Source organism: Streptomyces sp. NBC_00212, assembly GCF_045206365.1.
GTDB lineage: Bacteria > Actinomycetota > Actinomycetes > Streptomycetales > Streptomycetaceae > Streptomyces.
Map to the genome: position 1 here is coordinate 369,162 of NZ_CP108116.1, position 15,054 is coordinate 384,215.

The following is a 15,054-nucleotide window of genomic DNA, read 5'->3' on the forward strand; positions in this document are numbered from 1 at the left end:
CCTATCGGTCCGGTTGGGTGATGCCGTGGAGGAGGGTGGCCGAGCTGGTGGCGTGCACCGTGAACGTCTTCGGCCAGAACACTGCGTGGTAGCGGCCGGTGACGGTGACCGTCACGGTGTGCCCGCCGTCGGTGACCTGGACGGTGCCGGTGTCCCCGGTCTTGGCGAGGTAGACGCGGGCGGCGGCCAAGGCACCGGCGGGGTCGGCGACGAAGGCCTTGCCGGGGATCGCCTGGGCGGGGTCGATGGCCTGCTGGGCGGCGCGCGCCGCCTCCACGGAGAGATCGTCGGCGTGCTGTTTGGCGCGCAGGACCCCGAACGCGTCGACCGTGAGCAGCCCGCAGAGCAGGAGCAGGGGGCCGATGATGAGGGCGACGAAGACCGGGACGGCGCCGCGGTCATCCCACCGCGAGCGCCTGGCCATGAGCCGGCGCAGCAGGGTCGGGTTCATCCGCGCCCCCGGTAGGCGTCAACGATCGAGGTGAAGGTGGAGTGCACGGTGCGTACGCCGGGGCCCCCGCCGATCAAGATCAGGTCGCCGATCGGCACGGTGCAGGACACGGTGACCGTCACGGTGGACACCTGCCCGACCGGCACGGCCAGGCCCTGCACCTGGGCCTGGACACTGGTGTGGCTGCAGACCTGGCCACTGGAGGCGAGCGCGTCGGCGGCCGCGTCCTTGGCGTCGGCGCCTGCGGTGGCGGGCGTTCGCGCCAGCGAGGCGGCGCGGGCGGCGGCCTGCGCGGCGGCGTCCGTCTTCTGCCCGGCTAGGGAGAGGCGGGCGCCGGCGACGAACAGCAGCACGAGCACGATCAACACGGGGACGATGATGGCGGCCTCGATGGCGATGCTGCCCTCGTCCTCCGGGCGCCGCAGCCAGAATGCGCGGGTCATCAGGGTGCTCCCGCCGTGGTCCACCGCTCGATGGGCCCGGACACGGTGGCCTGGACATGGATCCCCGATATGCCCGGAATCATCGACAGGGCCTGGGCATCGACGCGGACCCGCAGCCGCTCGGGGGTGCTGCCGTCGGTGGACACCGTCCGGTCGGTGAGCAGGCTGGAGCCCACCTCGTCGAGCACGCGCTTCGCCTTGGCGGCACCGTCGCCGGGGGTGGCTCCGTACAGCCGCCCGGCCGCTACGCCGGCCCGAGCGGAGCTGTAGGCGACGTTGCGGGCGTACGCCCACATGATCCCCTGCAGCAGCATGAGGATCAGGATGATCACGAAGGGGAAGATGATGGCCATCTGGATCGGGTTCGAGCCCCGGTCCGATCCCCAGGGCGTGCGCGGTGCGTTCACTTGCCGTCGAGGTTCACGTTGTCGACCTTGGTGGACGCCTTCGTGCCGAGCGCGACCAGCGCGGCGACGATGCTGAGGGCGATGCCGATGCCTGCGACCCACAGCAGCACGGTCACCACGGGATTGTCGCCGCGCTCACCGCGCTCACTCATCTCCTCGTACGCCTCGTTGAGGTGTGCGCGCACCTTGCCGGTCAGCAGCGACACGGCGACGCCGGCCTTCAAGTAGGTGTCCTTCACGGCTTGTTCTCCTTACATAAATAGGGGGATGGGCGGGCGAGGTGGCCCTGCCGTCAGGACAGCGCGAACAGTTTCAGCACCACGGGGAAGGCGAGCAGGCACAGGACGAGGACACACATCACGGCGCCGGGGATGTGCATCTTCTCGCTGTCGGCGTTCGCCTTGGCCACGGCGGTGGACAGCTGCTCATCGCGGGTGCTCTTGGCGCGGGCCCGCACTGGTGCGTAGATGGAGGCGCCGTCCTTGCCGGACATCTGGGCGAAGTCCGCGACGTCCCGCAGCACGGGGATCTTCAGCTGGGTGCCGAGGTCTTCGAGGACCTGCCAGGGAGAGGTCTTCTCCATCCGGGCGCGCAGCAGGGCTTCTTGGAGGCGCAGGAACGACCAGCTGGTGCCGACCCGGGCTGCTTCTTCCAGGGCCTGGTCGACGGCGATGTTGGAGGCCAGGCGCAGGGCGACCAGTTCGAGGTAGACGGTGACGGCGTGGGTGAACTCCTCCCGTGCCCGGGCGGCATCGCGGCGCACCATGAGGTCGGGCACGAACCACAGCACGGCGGCGGCCAGTACGCCGGCCACTGCGGGCACGAACAGGGGCAGGGTGATGTCGAGGAGGATCCAGGCCGCGCTCAGCACGGACGGCAGGACCAGCCCGACGAAGGCGAGCAGCACCTTGTTCAGCAGGAACTGCTCGACCGGCTGGTTCAGCAGATTCAGGTCGGCCCGGGGTAGCGGCGCCGGTACCCGGGCCACCAGCCACGCGCCTACGAGGCTTTCCGTACTCTGCTCGGGCAGGGCGGTGCCGGGGGCAGGGGCGGGCGGGCTGAGGCGCTTGAGGGCCGGGCCCAACTTGGGGGGAGCCGGGGCGAGTTCCCGCACCACCAGAGCCAGGCCCGCGCCGATGAGACAGCCGAAGAGAGCCACGGCAGCTGTTGTCGTCACGGTGCGGCCTCCATCCGGGGCGGCTTGACGGGGCTGCGCGGGTCAGGAATCAGGACCCGGGCGGTGCGGCCGCGGCTGGCGTAACTGCGCGACCACACCAGCACGGCGACGAACGCCGCCGAGAGCAGGCCCAGGACCAGCTGGCCGAGCAGCGTCGTAAAGACATTGGTGATCTGGGGGACGGTGAAGCCCAGCGGCACCAGGGCCAGGGTGATGAAGGTGAGCGTGCGCACGACGGTGCGGGACTTCTCCCGCTCCGCCTCGATCTTCTGACGCGCACTCACCTCGTCCCGTAGGGACGCGGACATGTCCTGCATCGCCTGCGCCAGCCCCGGCCCGGGGTCGGTGACGGACAGCTTGAGCGCGGCACACACCTTGTCCGCGGTCGGATCGTCCAGCGCGCGCCCGAAGTCCTCCACCGCCTCGCCGAGCGGCCACCCGGCATCCACCTTGTCGACCAGTTCCTCGATCTCCCCCTCCAGCGCCTGGGGAGCATGACGGCGGCTGGCCGTGAGCGCCTGCTCGATCGCGACGCCCAGGCGCAGTACTTCCGCCAGGCGCTGCGTCCACTCGGCGAGCGCGTCCCGCTTGGCCATCTGCTCCTTGGTCGCGGCCACCGGGGCCGTCAGCCACGGCACGCCCACCACCGCGGCGGCCGCGATCAACGCGACCACGAACACCCCGCTCACCAGCCACACCGCAACCCCGGCCACCAGCGCCGCGCCGAACAGGGCCCGGCGGCGGGCTGCTTTACGGGCCGCGGGCCCCGACCGGGACCGGTGGCGCCAACCAGCCAGGACGCCGGGCCCCTTGGGCACAGTTGTTCCGACCAGCCCGGCCACCAGGGCCACCAGCCCGCCGCCGAGCAGCGCCCCGGACAGCGCCCACCACCATCCGGTGATCATGCGCCCACCTCGTGCGGCCAGGCAGAAGGCTGCGCCACCAGGTCGGTGCGCAGCCCCGCGGCCTCCAGTTTCTGCCGGTTGCGCACCGACAGCGCGGAATACGGCACCCCCCGCTGATCCCACTCGCTGGCCGGCCGGTAGATCTCGTTGTAGGTCGGGCGGCCGTCCGGACCCACGGGCTTGACCTCCCAGATGTGAGAGACGAAGCGCCGCTTGACGGGACCGGATTCATCGACCGACAAGAACACCACGAAGTGCAGACCGTTGGCGATCTGGCGGTAGGCCAGTTCCGGCGTGAAGTTGGACTGCGCCAGCAGGTACAGCTCCGCGATGCGGTCGAAGACCGCCTCGGGCTCGGAGGCGTGGATGGTGCACATGTTGCCGGGCCGGTCCGACGTCATCGCCTGCATCATCGCGGTGATCTCCTCACCGCGGACCTCCCCGACCACCACCCGGGTGAGCGACATGCGCTTCGCGCTCTTCAGCAGGTCCAGCAGCGTGATCTCGCCCGCCGCCCGGCCGTCCACCCGCTCCCCGTTGGACGCTCTGGCCTCCATCGGCACCACATGCTGGTGATAGCCGTTCTTGTGGGTCCACAGCTCGAACGTCGTCTCCAAAGTGCCGAACCGCTCGCTCGCGGGAATCTCCCGCAACACCGCCCGCAGCATCGACGTCTTACCCGAGGACTGCTCCCCGGCGAAGATGATGTTGCGCCGCGCCCGGACACAGGCGCGCAGGAGGTCGGCCATCTGCTCATCGAGCGCACCCAGGCTGACCATCTTGGGCAGGTCAGCGTCCTTGAGGCGGTGGCGGCGGATCGCGACGTGCGTGAACTCGCCCGTGACCTGGGGGCCCAGGGCCTGGACCCGGGAGCCGTCCTTGAGGCGCAGCTCGACCTCCGGGCTGAACGTGGAGAACGTCCGACCGCTCTGCCCACTGGCCCTGATCAAGTCCCGGACCAGCTCCTGCAGTTCCTCCTCGGAATCGGCGACCGGTGCGACCTGGACCGGTTCCGCGTCGTCGCTGTACTTGAGGAACACCCGGTGCGGGCCCTCGATCCAGATGTCCTCCACCAGGTCGTCGTCCAGGTAGCGCTGCAGCCGCCCGGCCCGAAAACACATGTCGAAGACGAGCCCAGCCAACTCCCGCTCCTCGATGGGGGAATATCCGCCCCCGTGGGCGGTCGCGTCCAGCCAGACCGCCACCTGCTCATCGATCAGAGCACGGCCTCGCTGCTCCTCCACTTCTCCGACCAGCGACGGATTGTTCTTCTTCTCCTTCAGGAGCTGCTCAACGACGATCCGCTTGATCTCCTGCGCCGCCCGGTAGTCGATCCGCACCTGGGGAACCGCCCCTTGGCCCACCATGCGCGGAAGGGCCACGCCGGACGGCCCGCCGGGCACCGCCGCTGGTCCGGTAGGGGCGGCCGGCGGACGCGGGGGATAGGGCACTCCGTTGTAGACCGGTTCAGCGTGCACCGGGGCCTCCCATCATCCGCTGGTGCAGGGGCGAGGCGAGGCGGGCGCGCTGGGTGGCCACCCGCTGCCGGATCGGGGTCGAGGCGTCCAGGACGGCCCGCATCAGCTTGCTCTCCCGAAACCGCTTGCCCTCCGCGGCCCCGTCGGACAGCACGGCGGCCTCCTGCGGCCGGAACGGCAGAGTCGCCACCACCGGCACCTGCAAGTGCTCCTCCACCTCACGCGCCGCATACGGCCCTTCAGTAATCAGCAGGACCCCCAGGCGCCCGGAGCGCCGGCCTTCGCCGTCCAGCAGCGCGGTGAGCATCCTGGCGCGGGCGGCGGCCATGTGCAGACTGCGCAAAGTGCTGCGCATCACCAGCAGCACGAGGTCGGCACGCTGGGCCAGGACCCGGGCCGGACCGAAGGCACCATTGCGCCCCAGGTCGAGCAGCACGTCATGACCGTGCTCCTCGATCCGGTCGATCCCGACGAACAGATCCGCGATCGCTCCCCATTCCGGCGCGAGCCCGGCGGCTTCCGACGGGCTGGTCAGGCCGGGCAGCAGCATCCGGGTGGGGTCATCGCGCCGGTCCTCGTCGGAGATCCGCACGAGCTGGGTCCAGAACGCGTCCTGCAGGCTGGCACTGCGGCGGGAGGCGGCCAGATTGTGCAGGCCGCGGTCGGCTGTCAGCCTGCTCTGCAACGCTCCCGCCAGCACGGCGCCTCCGTCCGGGCAGCACTCGGCGAGCAGCACCCGCCGGCCGTGCTCCACCGGCCACATCCGCAGCAGGCCCAGTGCCGTTGAGGTCACCCCGGGCGCCCCCGGCACTCCCACCAGAGCGATCACAGCCATCAGGAACCGGCCCCGCTCGCCGCCTTCACAGCCAGCGCGACCGTGCCGGCCGCGGCCTGAGCTGCCAGCCGCGGTCCGTCTGCCGACTTGACCGCTACGTCGATGACTTGCTGTCCCGTGCTGTCCTGCTTGGTGCCCACGCGGACGATCCGTGCATCCACGGTGGCCGGGCCGCTGTCCTGGCCCGGCTTGCCGTTCTTGCCCGTTGCCGGGGCTCCGCTGTCGCCAGTGAACACGACCTGGACTTGGTCCTCCGGCTTCAGCGGGGAATCCGGCATCTGCCCCGGTTTCAGGTTCAGCCCGACCAACTGCTCGTCCTGGTGCACCAGCGTGCGGCTGGTGATCTGCCCCGGAGCGAGCAGCGCACCGGGCAGCAGTTCGACAGCGGCGCGCTTGCCGACCACCTGCGCGCGCTGTCCCGTCCCGATCGCCTTGAGCGCGGGATCCAGCGCCACCGACGCCTCCGCGAGGTCGGCGTCCTGGATCACCGTGCCCGCTGCCACGTCCCGGGCCATGACCAGGACCGGGGTGCGCTGGCCGTTCTGCGTCCAGTACCAGTAGTTGCCCACCGCGCCGGCCGCGATCAGTGCCGCGGCCAGGGCGAGCACCCCCGGACGCCGGCGCCTCGCCTGCCACCGCAGGGACGGCGGGCCAGGCTGTGCCGGAATGGGACCCGCCGCTGAGGCGGGCGCTGCCGTCTTGCTCACGCTGTAACGCCTTTCGCTCACACACTCAGTTGCCGACGGCCTGGAGTTCCCCGACCCCGACCTGACTCTGGGACTGGCGGACCTCGGTGAACTGGCCCGCGTCCACGGCGCCGGCCGTGACCGTCCAGTCGACCTGCCACGTCGCCGTGGCCGTCAGCGCGAACTTCTGGCCGGACTGTCCCGCCGACGACTTGGCGAAGGTGTGGCCGCACGTCGGCGACGGCTTCATGCCGGACGACGCCTGGTACACGGTGCCGGGGCCGTTGCAGGTCACCGACGTGCCGTCACCGAACTTCCAGGTGATGGAGGCGACCTTGGCGGTCGCTGACACCGTCACCGCGCCCGCGGACGCGGTCGCCGTGTTCGGACCGAACGTGGTGGGGGACTGGTTCACCCACAGCCACATCGGCACCCCGACCGCGTACGTGCCCGCCGCCTGCGGACTGGCGATGTCCGGCCCGACCAGCTTCATCGAATCGACCGCGCGGTGGGCCAGGACCTCGGGGTCGACCGGAGGCGCCGCAGGGCCGCCGTCCGGTATCCACGACACCCCGATCCGCATCGTGTCCGGGCAGTACACCTGATACACCGCGCCCTTGTCGCCGGGCTTGTGCCCGTCCCAGCCCAAGTTGTCCGCCGGGGGCTGCGGGACCAGCTTGGTGTAGGTGCACGGCGGGGGAGTGCTGCTCCCACCGGTCTCGGCGGCGGACGATGCCTGGTGGCTGCTCCCACCGGAAGCCGACGGGGCGCCGCCGGTGTCCTGGGCGCACGTCGTGACCGCCAGCCACTGCCCCCGGCAGTTGGGGTCATTGCCGATGGGGTCCTCGCCCGCGTGGGCGACCGTGGTGAGACCTGCAGCCAGCAGCAGCGCGACGGGAGCCGAACTGAGCAGCCTTCTCAGCATGTGCGGCTCCCGTCCGGCACGAACTTGGTGATCATCCATCCGTTCGGCCACTTCTCGGCCGTGGCCGTGGCGATGTACCGCAGCGGCTGAGCGGTCGGATAGGGGATCACCTTGTTGTTTGCCCGGGTGTCGATGGTCTGCGACTTGGACAGATCCATGCAGTCGGTGAGCTGGGCGGTCGGTGTCTTCGCTGCGAGATTGAGCGATGCCACGGCAGGTGTGTGGCCGAGCTCCCCCGTGACCGCCGTGCCGGCCTTCTTCATCCGGGCCAGGTCGATGCGGAACCTGCCCAGCGCATCCAGCGTGGCGTACTTCTCCAGGTCGGTGCCCGCGGCATCGGCCTTGCGGTAAGCCTTCATCTGCTCCACCCACATCGCGTTGTACGACGCGAGGACGGCCGCCTTCTCGGTGGCATCTGCAGATGCGCCCTGCGGCGTCTGGTGCGGCGCGGTCGACGGTGTGACAGCCGTGCTGGGGTTCTTGTCCGAACTCTTGTCGCCCTTGGTGCCGCTGCAGGCGCCCAGCAGGACCAAGGCGGCGACTGAGGCAGCAGCGGCCCGCCAGCGCATGGCCGTGGTGTGACGGTGACGTCGTGGTGCGAGGATCAACTGGTCCTCCCCGTATGGCGCGTTGGGTCTCGCTTGCCTGGTTCTGGAACGTGAAGCCCGGAACAACCCCTTGGTGTGGAAACACAGTTACGTGTGAGGGGCGTCTTCCGGTTTTGCCGTAGAGAGGCACCCTAGCGCCACGCTCCGTGAAGAAGCCATGCTGTTCCGGTAGCTATGCGGCGCAGTTCGGTACGTTTCGGTCGTAACTTCGTCACTGGTCAGTCGGGGTGCCGCCGATCAACGGGGCCGGAAACCTCCGCTCTGGCGCAGTGGTCGAGGGTGACTGTCCGTACAGGTGATGGCATATGCGGAATCCAGATGGTTGTCTCAACTGCCACTTCCCTGCCAGGAGTTGCACCGGTAGCGGAGCGGGCGGACAAGGTCCGTGAGACCCTGTCGGGCAGCTGCGGGACGCAAGGGGGTGCGCGATGGAGCCGCTGGACGCGGGAGATCCAGCCAACATTGGCCCATACACGCTGCGGGCGAGGCTCGGCAGCGGCGGCATGGGCACCGTCTACCTCGCCCGCTCGCGCAGCGGCCGCACCGTCGCCGTGAAGACGGTGCGCCCCGAACTGACCGGCGACAGCGGCTTTCGCGAACGCTTCCGGCGGGAGGTCGAGGCAGCCCGCAGCATCAGCGGCTTCTACACCGCCTCCGTCGTCGACGCGGACCTGGAGGCCGCAGTGCCGTGGGTGGCCACCGTCTACGTGGAGGCCCCCGATCTCGCGACCCTGATCACCGAGGACGGTCCGCTGCCCGAGTCCGAGGTACGGGGCCTGGGCGCGGGGCTGGCCGAGGCCGTCGCCGCCATCCATCGCACCGGCTTGGTGCATCGCGACCTGAAGCCGGGCAACATCCTGGTCACGCGGGACGGTCCGCGCATCATCGACTTCGGGATCGCCCGGGCGCTGAACGACGGCCCGGCGCTCACCACCCTCGGCGCCGCGATCGGCACCCCCGGCTTCATGTCGCCCGAACAAGCCCAAGGCCTCGCCATCACACCGGCCAGCGACGTCTTCTCGCTCGGCGCGGTGCTCTGCTACGCCGCCACCGGGCACGGCCCGTTCGGCACCGGCACCGCGCACGCGCTGCTCTACCGCGTCGTCCACGACCGGCCCGACCTGTCCGGCCTGCCGCCGGCGCTGCGGCCCGCACTCCAGCGCTGTCTGGCCAAACAGCCGAACCAGCGGCCCTCGCCCGACGACCTGCTCACCTCGCTCGCCTCCGATGCCACGGCCCGGGCCCCGATGGATCCGGTCGGCACCGGGCGCGGGCCGGTGTGGTGGGAACAGACCACGGTGACCGACCAGCCCGCCCCACCCGTTCCGCCCGCGGCACCAGTGGCGGATTCGCCGCCGGTGCCAGCCGCGGATGCCGATGCCGGTGCGGACATCGCTTGGTGGTCGACGGGCGGCATGCCCGTGGTGGAGGCGACCGATCTCGCCGGGCCCGGCTTCCCGGTCGGGCAGCAGGCACTCGATGCGCACCGCGAAAGCCGCCGGGTGCGCGACCGTGGGGGCCGTGGACGGGCCCCCGGCCCGCGGGTGGATACGCGGTTGCACCCAGGGGACGTGGTCGAGCACGAGATGTTCGGGATCGGCACGGTGCTGGAAGTCCCGGACATCGGCCAGGTGCGGGTCGCGTTCGGGCCCCGCTACGGCGAGCGTCGCATCCTGCTGCGGTACGCGCCGATGCAGAAGATCAGCGACCTGTAGGCCGAAGGCTCCGCCGGTCGCCGCCAGGAACGGGGCGCGTGCGTACGGAGCGCGGCTTCGAGGCCCGCTCACAACTCGGTCCAGGAGCGGCGTTCACCCTGCCCGTTGAGCGGCGTCCAGACGGGCCCGGTAGGGCCGTGCTGTTCGAGGTCGTCCAGCGTTGCGGCGCCGAGCGGCACCTTCCGTGCGAGTTGGGCGACAGCCGGGTGCTCGGTGGCCATGGCCTGCAGGTCCTCGATGCGGTGGGCGAGGGTTGTGGGGCCGGCGCCGGTGAGGATGAACAGGACGCGGGGGAAGACGGGATACCAGCGCTGCCAGGCCGGCGGCGTGTTCGCCTGGGCGGCGCGCCTCCCAGGGGGGCTGGGGGTGTAGGTGTGCAGGCGGGCGTAGTCGATGAGCTTGGTGGCCAGGCGCTCGCTGCTGGTGGTGGCGCGGTCTACCTCGACCAGGGCGCGAAGCTTGGTGCGGCTGCCGTCACCGGCGTGCAGGACGTAGTACATCAGAGCGTCGGCGATGACGCGCTCACTGTCCCCGAGCGAGTGGGCGACCTCGGGAGTCCAGTCGAGGTGGCCGTGTTCGTCGCCGCGACGGCGCGCGTCCTCGACGAAGGCGAGGTGGGCACGGACCACGGTCAGGACGTGCGGTGTCTTCATCGAGGCAGCGGAGGCCGAGGTGATCGGGTAGGGAGGCCGGCCGCGCAGCTGGGGCCAGTCGCGGGTGATGCGAGCCCCGTCCGGGGTGAGGAACCAGGCGCGCCTGCTGTTGGACTTGGGGAGCACGGTGAAGGAGACCAGGCCTTCCTTGTGCAGTCGGCTCAGCGGCTTGACGATGTTCAGCCGGCTTGCCTGGGGGCGCAGCATGTCCTGGAGTTGCTGGTTGGTGGCCATGCGGTGCTGGGCCAACGCGGCGAGCAGCTGGTGGGGCAGCGGTTCCACCGGACTGGGCAGGAAGACGGGCACCGCCCTCTTGTCGACGGGGAGGGGCAAGCCGGTCACTGGAACTCCTTGTTGGATTTGGTGAGCGGGACGACGGCGGCGGGTGCGTGTTCGAGGAGGAAGTCCTGGACGCGCTGCTGCTGGGCGGCGGCGCGGTCGGTGAGTTCGGACAGGGGCAAGGCCCCGGCCGTGCGGTCGGCGGCCGCTTCCAGGGCGCGGACCTTGCCGGACTCGCGCAGACCGGTGAACACCTCATCCAGCAGAGGGCCGTTCAGGAGGACGGGGCCGACGCGGCGGCCGTCGACGGTGAACTGGGCGTAGTGGTCGTAGCGGTCGAGGTTGGCGACGTGGGCGGGGCTGGGCCGGTCGCCCCATTCCTCGGTGATGGCGGAGACCGCAGCCCGGGAACCGGTGGTGGTGGACAGGGTGGAGGCGTTCTGGAGCAACGACTGGCGTACCGAGACGGGGAGCCGGGCCAGGATCTGGGTCATGCCGTGAATGTGGACGCGGAACTTGCGCAGGTCTTCGAACATCGCCGCGATGGACTCGGCGGCGGTGCCGGTCAGGGTGATGAGCTCGTCCAGGTAGACCCGGAACGCGACGCGTTGGTGTTCGGGAAGGTCGGTGCGGGAGCGTCCGGCGCGCAGCAGGTCCCGGGCGAGCAGGGCGATGATCAGCTTGTCGGTGGGGCCGTTGCCGTCCGTGCACACCCATACGACCATCTGGGCGTCCATGGCGGCGCGGATGTTGTAGACGCCGTGGCCCTGGCCGAGGAAGGCCCGGGTGACGGGGTTGGCGGCGAGCCGGGTGAGCGGGTTGAGGAGGATGTTGAAGGAGTCGGCCGGCAGGGTCGGGAAGACGGTCTGCCACCAGGCCCGCGACTCCTCATCCAGGTGGTCGCGCAGGGCCGCTAGGGCGCTGGTGCGGAAGTCGGCGTCGGTGAGCAGGGCGCGGACGTGGAAGATGGTGGCCTGGTCGTGAGGGCGCTGGGCCTTGCAGGCCAGCTCGTTGATCGCGGTCAGGACGGTGAGGGCCTGGGTGAAGATGGCGATCGCGCGGGGCGCGTTGGTGTCGTCCCAGGCGAACGCGGAGGCGAACGCATCGACGGTGTCCTCGACAACCTCGTGCCGGGCCCGCCCGTGGTGCATGCCGATCAGATTCCAGGAGCTGATCAGTGAGTCGGGTCCGGTGGCTTTGAGGTCGATCCGCGCGATGCGGCCCATGATGTGGTCGTGGGCGAGGTAGGGGGCGCCGCGCTTCCAGGAGTCGCGGTGCGGGTCGACGAACAGGAGTCCGCCGCCGGCGTGCGCGACGGCGATCGCCTGGGCCAGGGCCCGTTCGGTCTTGCCGCCGCCCGCCTTGCCCACGGCGACCTCGAAGAGAGTCTCGGCCGCGTGGGTGGCCACCAGGCGGCGCCGTCCGTCCGGACTCTGGTACCAGCCCTGCAAGAGCAGGGAGGGATCGTCGTGCGCGAAGGACGGCAGGTCGGCGGGGAGCAGCGGGAGCCGGCAGTGGACGGTGGGCGGTTTGAGGAGGCCGAGGAGCTCGGTCAGCTGAACCCAGTTGGTGCTGGGCGGCTGGCACTGGCCGGTGCTCCAGCGCCGGTCGAACCCCTTGCGGTGGGGGAAGCGGTCGGCTCCCAGCCGCCACGGCCCGATCCGCCATCCTCTTATGGCGAACCGGGCCGAGCCGCCGAACACGTCCATGGCGGCCTGGAGCCGGGAGAGATGGGCCTCGGCGCGGCCCTTGGTGTCGGAGGCGCAGCGCACCAGGATCTGCACCCGCACCAGGTGGCTGTCCTCGGCGAGCTTGCCGAAGGCCTTGGCGGTATCCACCCGGACCGGCGGCGGCGTCATGACCATGCGCCCGCCCTCCCGGGACCGGCGGCCGTCTGGCGTGAGCATCTGGCTGAACTGGAAAAGCCAGGAGTCCTCAAGACGCTGGTGATCCCGGTGCATCCAGCGGGTCAGACGCGTGGCCTCGCCCCGCTCGCTGCGCCGTGCGGCGTCCAGCAGCTGCCACCGGCGGGCCTTGAGCACCATCTTGGGGGCACGCTGCAGGTCGATGCAGAGCTCGGCCAGGTCGCCGAGGTGGGCGCGCAGGTCGGCGACGGCGTCCACGAGCGGCTGCAAGGGGTCCGGGTCGAGCGGGACGTCGCGCAGGGTGGCGACCGGGTTGCCGCGCAGCATGAACTCCGCCCGCACTTCGTGACGGCGCTGCTTGTCCGCCAACGGGGCGGCCTTGGTGACCTTGACGTGCGGGCCGAACGGCGTGGTGGACAGCAGCCGTTCGGCGCCGGCCGGGCCCTCAACGCGGTACAGCAGGGGGCTGGCGCCGTCCGCGCGCAGCCGGATCCGCACGGCCTTGGCGCGCCGGGGTGCCCACCACGGCATGGACGTGGAGGCCCGGGTCAGTTCGATGCCACGGCGCAGGATTTCCTCGGTGGAAGGGTCGAAGTGCCGTGCCGGCGCCAGGTCGAGGGCCATGCGCTGCTGGGAGGCGCGCGTGGCCAGGCGTCGTACGACAAGTTCGCCGGCCACAGCGGCGGTCACCAGGACCAGGAGCAGCAGCCAGACATGGTCGGTGATCCACTCGACGCTGCCGACGAGCTGGTGGAGACCGCCCAGGACGGGTCCGGCAGCAGTCGGCGTCGATGGTGGGGTCAGGACAGCGGCATGGGCTGCCATACGGTCGCTCCGTTCTGTGAGGGAGTACGGGTGAAGGACAGGTCGGTCAGGCGTCCGTCGGTGTAGGTGCCGCCGCGGTCGGCGCCCGCCCACACCAGGTGCACCACCGCCCGGCTGGGGTGGGCGGGGTCAGTGCGGGCGATGGCGGCCTGGACGCGGATGCGGGTGAAGGCCGGCACCACCACACGTCGTTCGCCGGGCGGGAACAGGGCCGGGAACGCGTCGCGGCCCACGCCGCTCGCATCGGCGGCCAACAGTCGCCGCCCGGCAGCCAGGAGCTGCTGCTCGTCGCGGTCCGGCAGGTCCCGGGTCCAGGAGAGGTCCAGCAGGTGCTGGATGGCCGGATCGCCGCCCGGACCGTCACCGCGCGGTGGGACCGGTGGTAGCGCAGCAGGGCTCGTGGAGGGGGCGGCCGCACGGACGGGCGAGGCATCGGGTGCGACAGCAGTGGCAGTGCTGTGCGGCGGATTTGTCCGCCCGGGAGCGTGCGCCGTTGAGGCCGACGTGCGGACAGCCGTCGAGTCCGGCACGGTGGGGTGCGGCGAGGGCAGGAGCAGGAGGAGACCGCCGCAGGTGAGCAGCCCGGTGCTCAGCGCGAGCGGCCAGACCCGACGCGGCCCCCGGGGGAACGGGTGTGGGGAGTTCACAGCAGCCTTGCCCCTCCCGCGAAACCCGACATGGCATCGACGGCGTCCAGACGCACCGAGGACCCAGGGCGGGGGGCATTGACCATCTGCCCGTTCCCCGCGTAGATCCCGACGTGGTAGATCGTCGAGTCACGGCCCGGGGCGTAGGCGTAGAACACCAAGTCGCCCGGTGCCAACGCGCTTTGTCCTTGCGAGGCGGGGATACGCCGACCGGCTCCGGCCTGCTCGGCCGCCGTCCGCGGCAGTCGGACGCCGGCCTTGGCGTACGCGTACAGGGTCAGGCCCGAGCAGTCGAAGCCGGTGATGGAGGCACCCGACTTTCCGCTGGGCGAGCAGCAGGTTCCGGTGGTGGGGCCGGACGCGTCGCCGCCGCCCCAGGAGTAGGGGATGCCCCGTTGGGACAGGGCCGCATCAAGGACGGTGCGCGCGGTCCCGGTCACGTGGCTCAGGTCGATGCTGCTCCTGGTGGCCGCCCGGTATTGGCGGATCCAGCCGAGGACTTCGTCCGCGTAGGTGCCGGAGTGGTTGTACTGCAAGATCGCCGAGCGGAGCTGGGCCGGGTCGCTCAGGTCGCGCCCGTTGCCGCACAGGTAGACGGCTGCGCCGAGCGCTGCGTCGTCGGCGTTGTGCGGGTCTTTGACACCGTCGCCGTTCGCATCGCGGCCCGCGCTGTCATCCCAGGTGGAGGGCAGGAACTGGAAGGGACCAACGGCACGTTCGCCCTGCGCGGTGCCGTCCCACCGCCCGCGGTCGCTGTCGCCGACCGTCGTGGTGTTGCCGCCGACCCCGGAGCCGTTGAGGAGCACGCCGTAGATGCGCGGGGTGATGTCGCCGTTGGCGGCGATGCTGTGCCCGGCCGCGTGGTTCGACTCGATCTTTGCGATCCCGGCGAGGACCGGCCAGTCCAGGCCCCGGCAGCCCGGTACTTCGTGCCCGATGAGAGATATGGCCTTCTGGTAGGCCTGCAGCATCCGGGGCGGGATGTCGGCGATGGTGCCGCCTCCTGTGTCGTTGCTGGCGGTGGAGCGGGTGGCGGCGAGCGCGGCCAGCGCGTTGAGGGTCCCGGCGAGCGGGGCGGCGCAGCACACCGCGGTGAACAGCACGAGCGTGAGCAGCACAGCCCACCTGGCTCGCCGAGGCCGGGGCAGGGATGGC

16 protein-coding genes are annotated in these 15,054 nt (G+C 71.0%); 1 reads left to right on the forward strand and 15 read right to left on the reverse strand.

Annotation, left to right across the window (positions count from 1 at the left end; all coding sequences use genetic code 11):
- Nucleotide 1: 1 nt before the first annotated feature.
- From OHA17_RS41405 to OHA17_RS41455, 11 genes are read right to left on the reverse strand one after another with little or no spacing between them, the layout of a single operon-like run.
- Nucleotides 2–451 (reverse strand): hypothetical protein, encoded by a 450-nt coding sequence (locus tag OHA17_RS41405; RefSeq protein ID WP_331721501.1) that lies wholly within the window; start codon nt 449–451, stop codon nt 2–4.
- The gene (locus tag OHA17_RS41410) at nt 448–894 is read right to left on the reverse strand and encodes a TadE/TadG family type IV pilus assembly protein (protein ID WP_331721502.1); all 447 of its coding nucleotides are present in this window, start codon (nt 892–894) and stop codon (nt 448–450) included. Before OHA17_RS41410 ends, OHA17_RS41405 begins: the two co-directional genes overlap by 4 nt.
- On the reverse strand, nt 894–1,301 hold the full coding sequence (locus OHA17_RS41415; protein WP_331721503.1) for a TadE family protein: 408 nt from the start codon (nt 1,299–1,301) through the stop codon (nt 894–896). The genes OHA17_RS41410 and OHA17_RS41415 overlap by 1 nt, the downstream gene beginning before the upstream one ends.
- Entirely contained in the window at nt 1,298–1,540 is a 243-nt protein-coding gene (locus tag OHA17_RS41420) for a hypothetical protein (RefSeq protein ID WP_331721504.1), read from the reverse strand. Before OHA17_RS41420 ends, OHA17_RS41415 begins: the two co-directional genes overlap by 4 nt.
- Nucleotides 1,541–1,593: 53 nt before the next feature.
- Nucleotides 1,594–2,478, reverse strand: coding sequence for a hypothetical protein (locus OHA17_RS41425; RefSeq protein WP_331721505.1), 885 nt, complete (start codon nt 2,476–2,478; stop codon nt 1,594–1,596).
- A complete protein-coding gene (locus tag OHA17_RS41430; protein ID WP_331721506.1) occupies nt 2,475–3,383 on the reverse strand; it encodes a type II secretion system F family protein in 909 nt (302 codons plus the stop codon). Before OHA17_RS41430 ends, OHA17_RS41425 begins: the two co-directional genes overlap by 4 nt.
- On the reverse strand, nt 3,380–4,861 hold the full coding sequence (locus tag OHA17_RS41435) for a CpaF/VirB11 family protein (RefSeq protein ID WP_331721507.1): 1,482 nt from the start codon (nt 4,859–4,861) through the stop codon (nt 3,380–3,382). The genes OHA17_RS41430 and OHA17_RS41435 overlap by 4 nt, the downstream gene beginning before the upstream one ends.
- Nucleotides 4,851–5,696, reverse strand: a complete 846-nt coding sequence (locus OHA17_RS41440) for a hypothetical protein (protein WP_331721508.1) — start codon at nt 5,694–5,696, stop codon at nt 4,851–4,853. Before OHA17_RS41440 ends, OHA17_RS41435 begins: the two co-directional genes overlap by 11 nt.
- The gene (locus tag OHA17_RS41445) at nt 5,696–6,403 is read right to left on the reverse strand and encodes an SAF domain-containing protein (RefSeq protein ID WP_331721509.1); all 708 of its coding nucleotides are present in this window, start codon (nt 6,401–6,403) and stop codon (nt 5,696–5,698) included. The genes OHA17_RS41440 and OHA17_RS41445 overlap by 1 nt, the downstream gene beginning before the upstream one ends.
- A gap of 25 nt (nt 6,404–6,428) precedes the next feature.
- Nucleotides 6,429–7,307, reverse strand: a complete 879-nt coding sequence (locus OHA17_RS41450; protein ID WP_331721510.1) for an ATP/GTP-binding protein — start codon at nt 7,305–7,307, stop codon at nt 6,429–6,431.
- On the reverse strand, nt 7,301–7,876 hold the full coding sequence (locus tag OHA17_RS41455) for a hypothetical protein (RefSeq protein ID WP_406510989.1): 576 nt from the start codon (nt 7,874–7,876) through the stop codon (nt 7,301–7,303). The genes OHA17_RS41450 and OHA17_RS41455 overlap by 7 nt, the downstream gene beginning before the upstream one ends.
- 467 nt (nt 7,877–8,343) lie before the next feature.
- Here OHA17_RS41455 and OHA17_RS41460 point away from each other — a divergent pair, with 467 nt between their 5' ends.
- A complete protein-coding gene (locus OHA17_RS41460) occupies nt 8,344–9,630 on the forward strand; it encodes a serine/threonine-protein kinase (protein ID WP_331721512.1) in 1,287 nt (428 codons plus the stop codon).
- Between the two features lie 68 nt (nt 9,631–9,698).
- Here OHA17_RS41460 and OHA17_RS41465 read toward each other — a convergent pair whose 3' ends face one another.
- The 4 genes from OHA17_RS41465 to OHA17_RS41480 are packed head-to-tail and all read right to left on the reverse strand — an operon-like array spanning nt 9,699 to nt 15,017.
- Complete coding sequence (locus OHA17_RS41465; RefSeq protein ID WP_331721587.1) at nt 9,699–10,616, reverse strand: replication-relaxation family protein; 918 nt, start codon at nt 10,614–10,616, stop codon at nt 9,699–9,701.
- A gap of 5 nt (nt 10,617–10,621) precedes the next feature.
- The gene (locus OHA17_RS41470; protein ID WP_331721513.1) at nt 10,622–13,252 is read right to left on the reverse strand and encodes an ATP/GTP-binding protein; all 2,631 of its coding nucleotides are present in this window, start codon (nt 13,250–13,252) and stop codon (nt 10,622–10,624) included.
- Nucleotides 13,228–13,899 (reverse strand): hypothetical protein, encoded by a 672-nt coding sequence (locus OHA17_RS41475; protein WP_331721514.1) that lies wholly within the window; start codon nt 13,897–13,899, stop codon nt 13,228–13,230. The genes OHA17_RS41470 and OHA17_RS41475 overlap by 25 nt, the downstream gene beginning before the upstream one ends.
- The gene (locus tag OHA17_RS41480) at nt 13,896–15,017 is read right to left on the reverse strand and encodes an NlpC/P60 family protein (protein WP_331721515.1); all 1,122 of its coding nucleotides are present in this window, start codon (nt 15,015–15,017) and stop codon (nt 13,896–13,898) included. The genes OHA17_RS41475 and OHA17_RS41480 overlap by 4 nt, the downstream gene beginning before the upstream one ends.
- Nucleotides 15,018–15,054 lie beyond the last annotated feature (37 nt).

Bases quoted from the DNA above. Each gene is read 5' to 3' on its own strand.
- OHA17_RS41405 (WP_331721501.1), bottom strand. From the start codon at position 451: ATGAACCCGACCCTGCTGCGCCGGCTCATGGCCAGGCGCTCGCGGTGG.
- OHA17_RS41410 (WP_331721502.1), bottom strand. From the start codon at position 894: ATGACCCGCGCATTCTGGCTGCGGCGCCCGGAGGACGAGGGCAGCATC.
- OHA17_RS41430 (WP_331721506.1), bottom strand. From the start codon at position 3,383: ATGATCACCGGATGGTGGTGGGCGCTGTCCGGGGCGCTGCTCGGCGGC.
- OHA17_RS41440 (WP_331721508.1), bottom strand. From the start codon at position 5,696: ATGGCTGTGATCGCTCTGGTGGGAGTGCCGGGGGCGCCCGGGGTGACC.
- OHA17_RS41450 (WP_331721510.1), bottom strand. From the start codon at position 7,307: ATGCTGAGAAGGCTGCTCAGTTCGGCTCCCGTCGCGCTGCTGCTGGCT.
- OHA17_RS41455 (WP_406510989.1), bottom strand. From the start codon at position 7,876: ATGCGCTGGCGGGCCGCTGCTGCCTCAGTCGCCGCCTTGGTCCTGCTG.
- OHA17_RS41460 (WP_331721512.1), top strand. From the start codon at position 8,344: ATGGAGCCGCTGGACGCGGGAGATCCAGCCAACATTGGCCCATACACG.
- OHA17_RS41470 (WP_331721513.1), bottom strand. From the start codon at position 13,252: ATGGCAGCCCATGCCGCTGTCCTGACCCCACCATCGACGCCGACTGCT.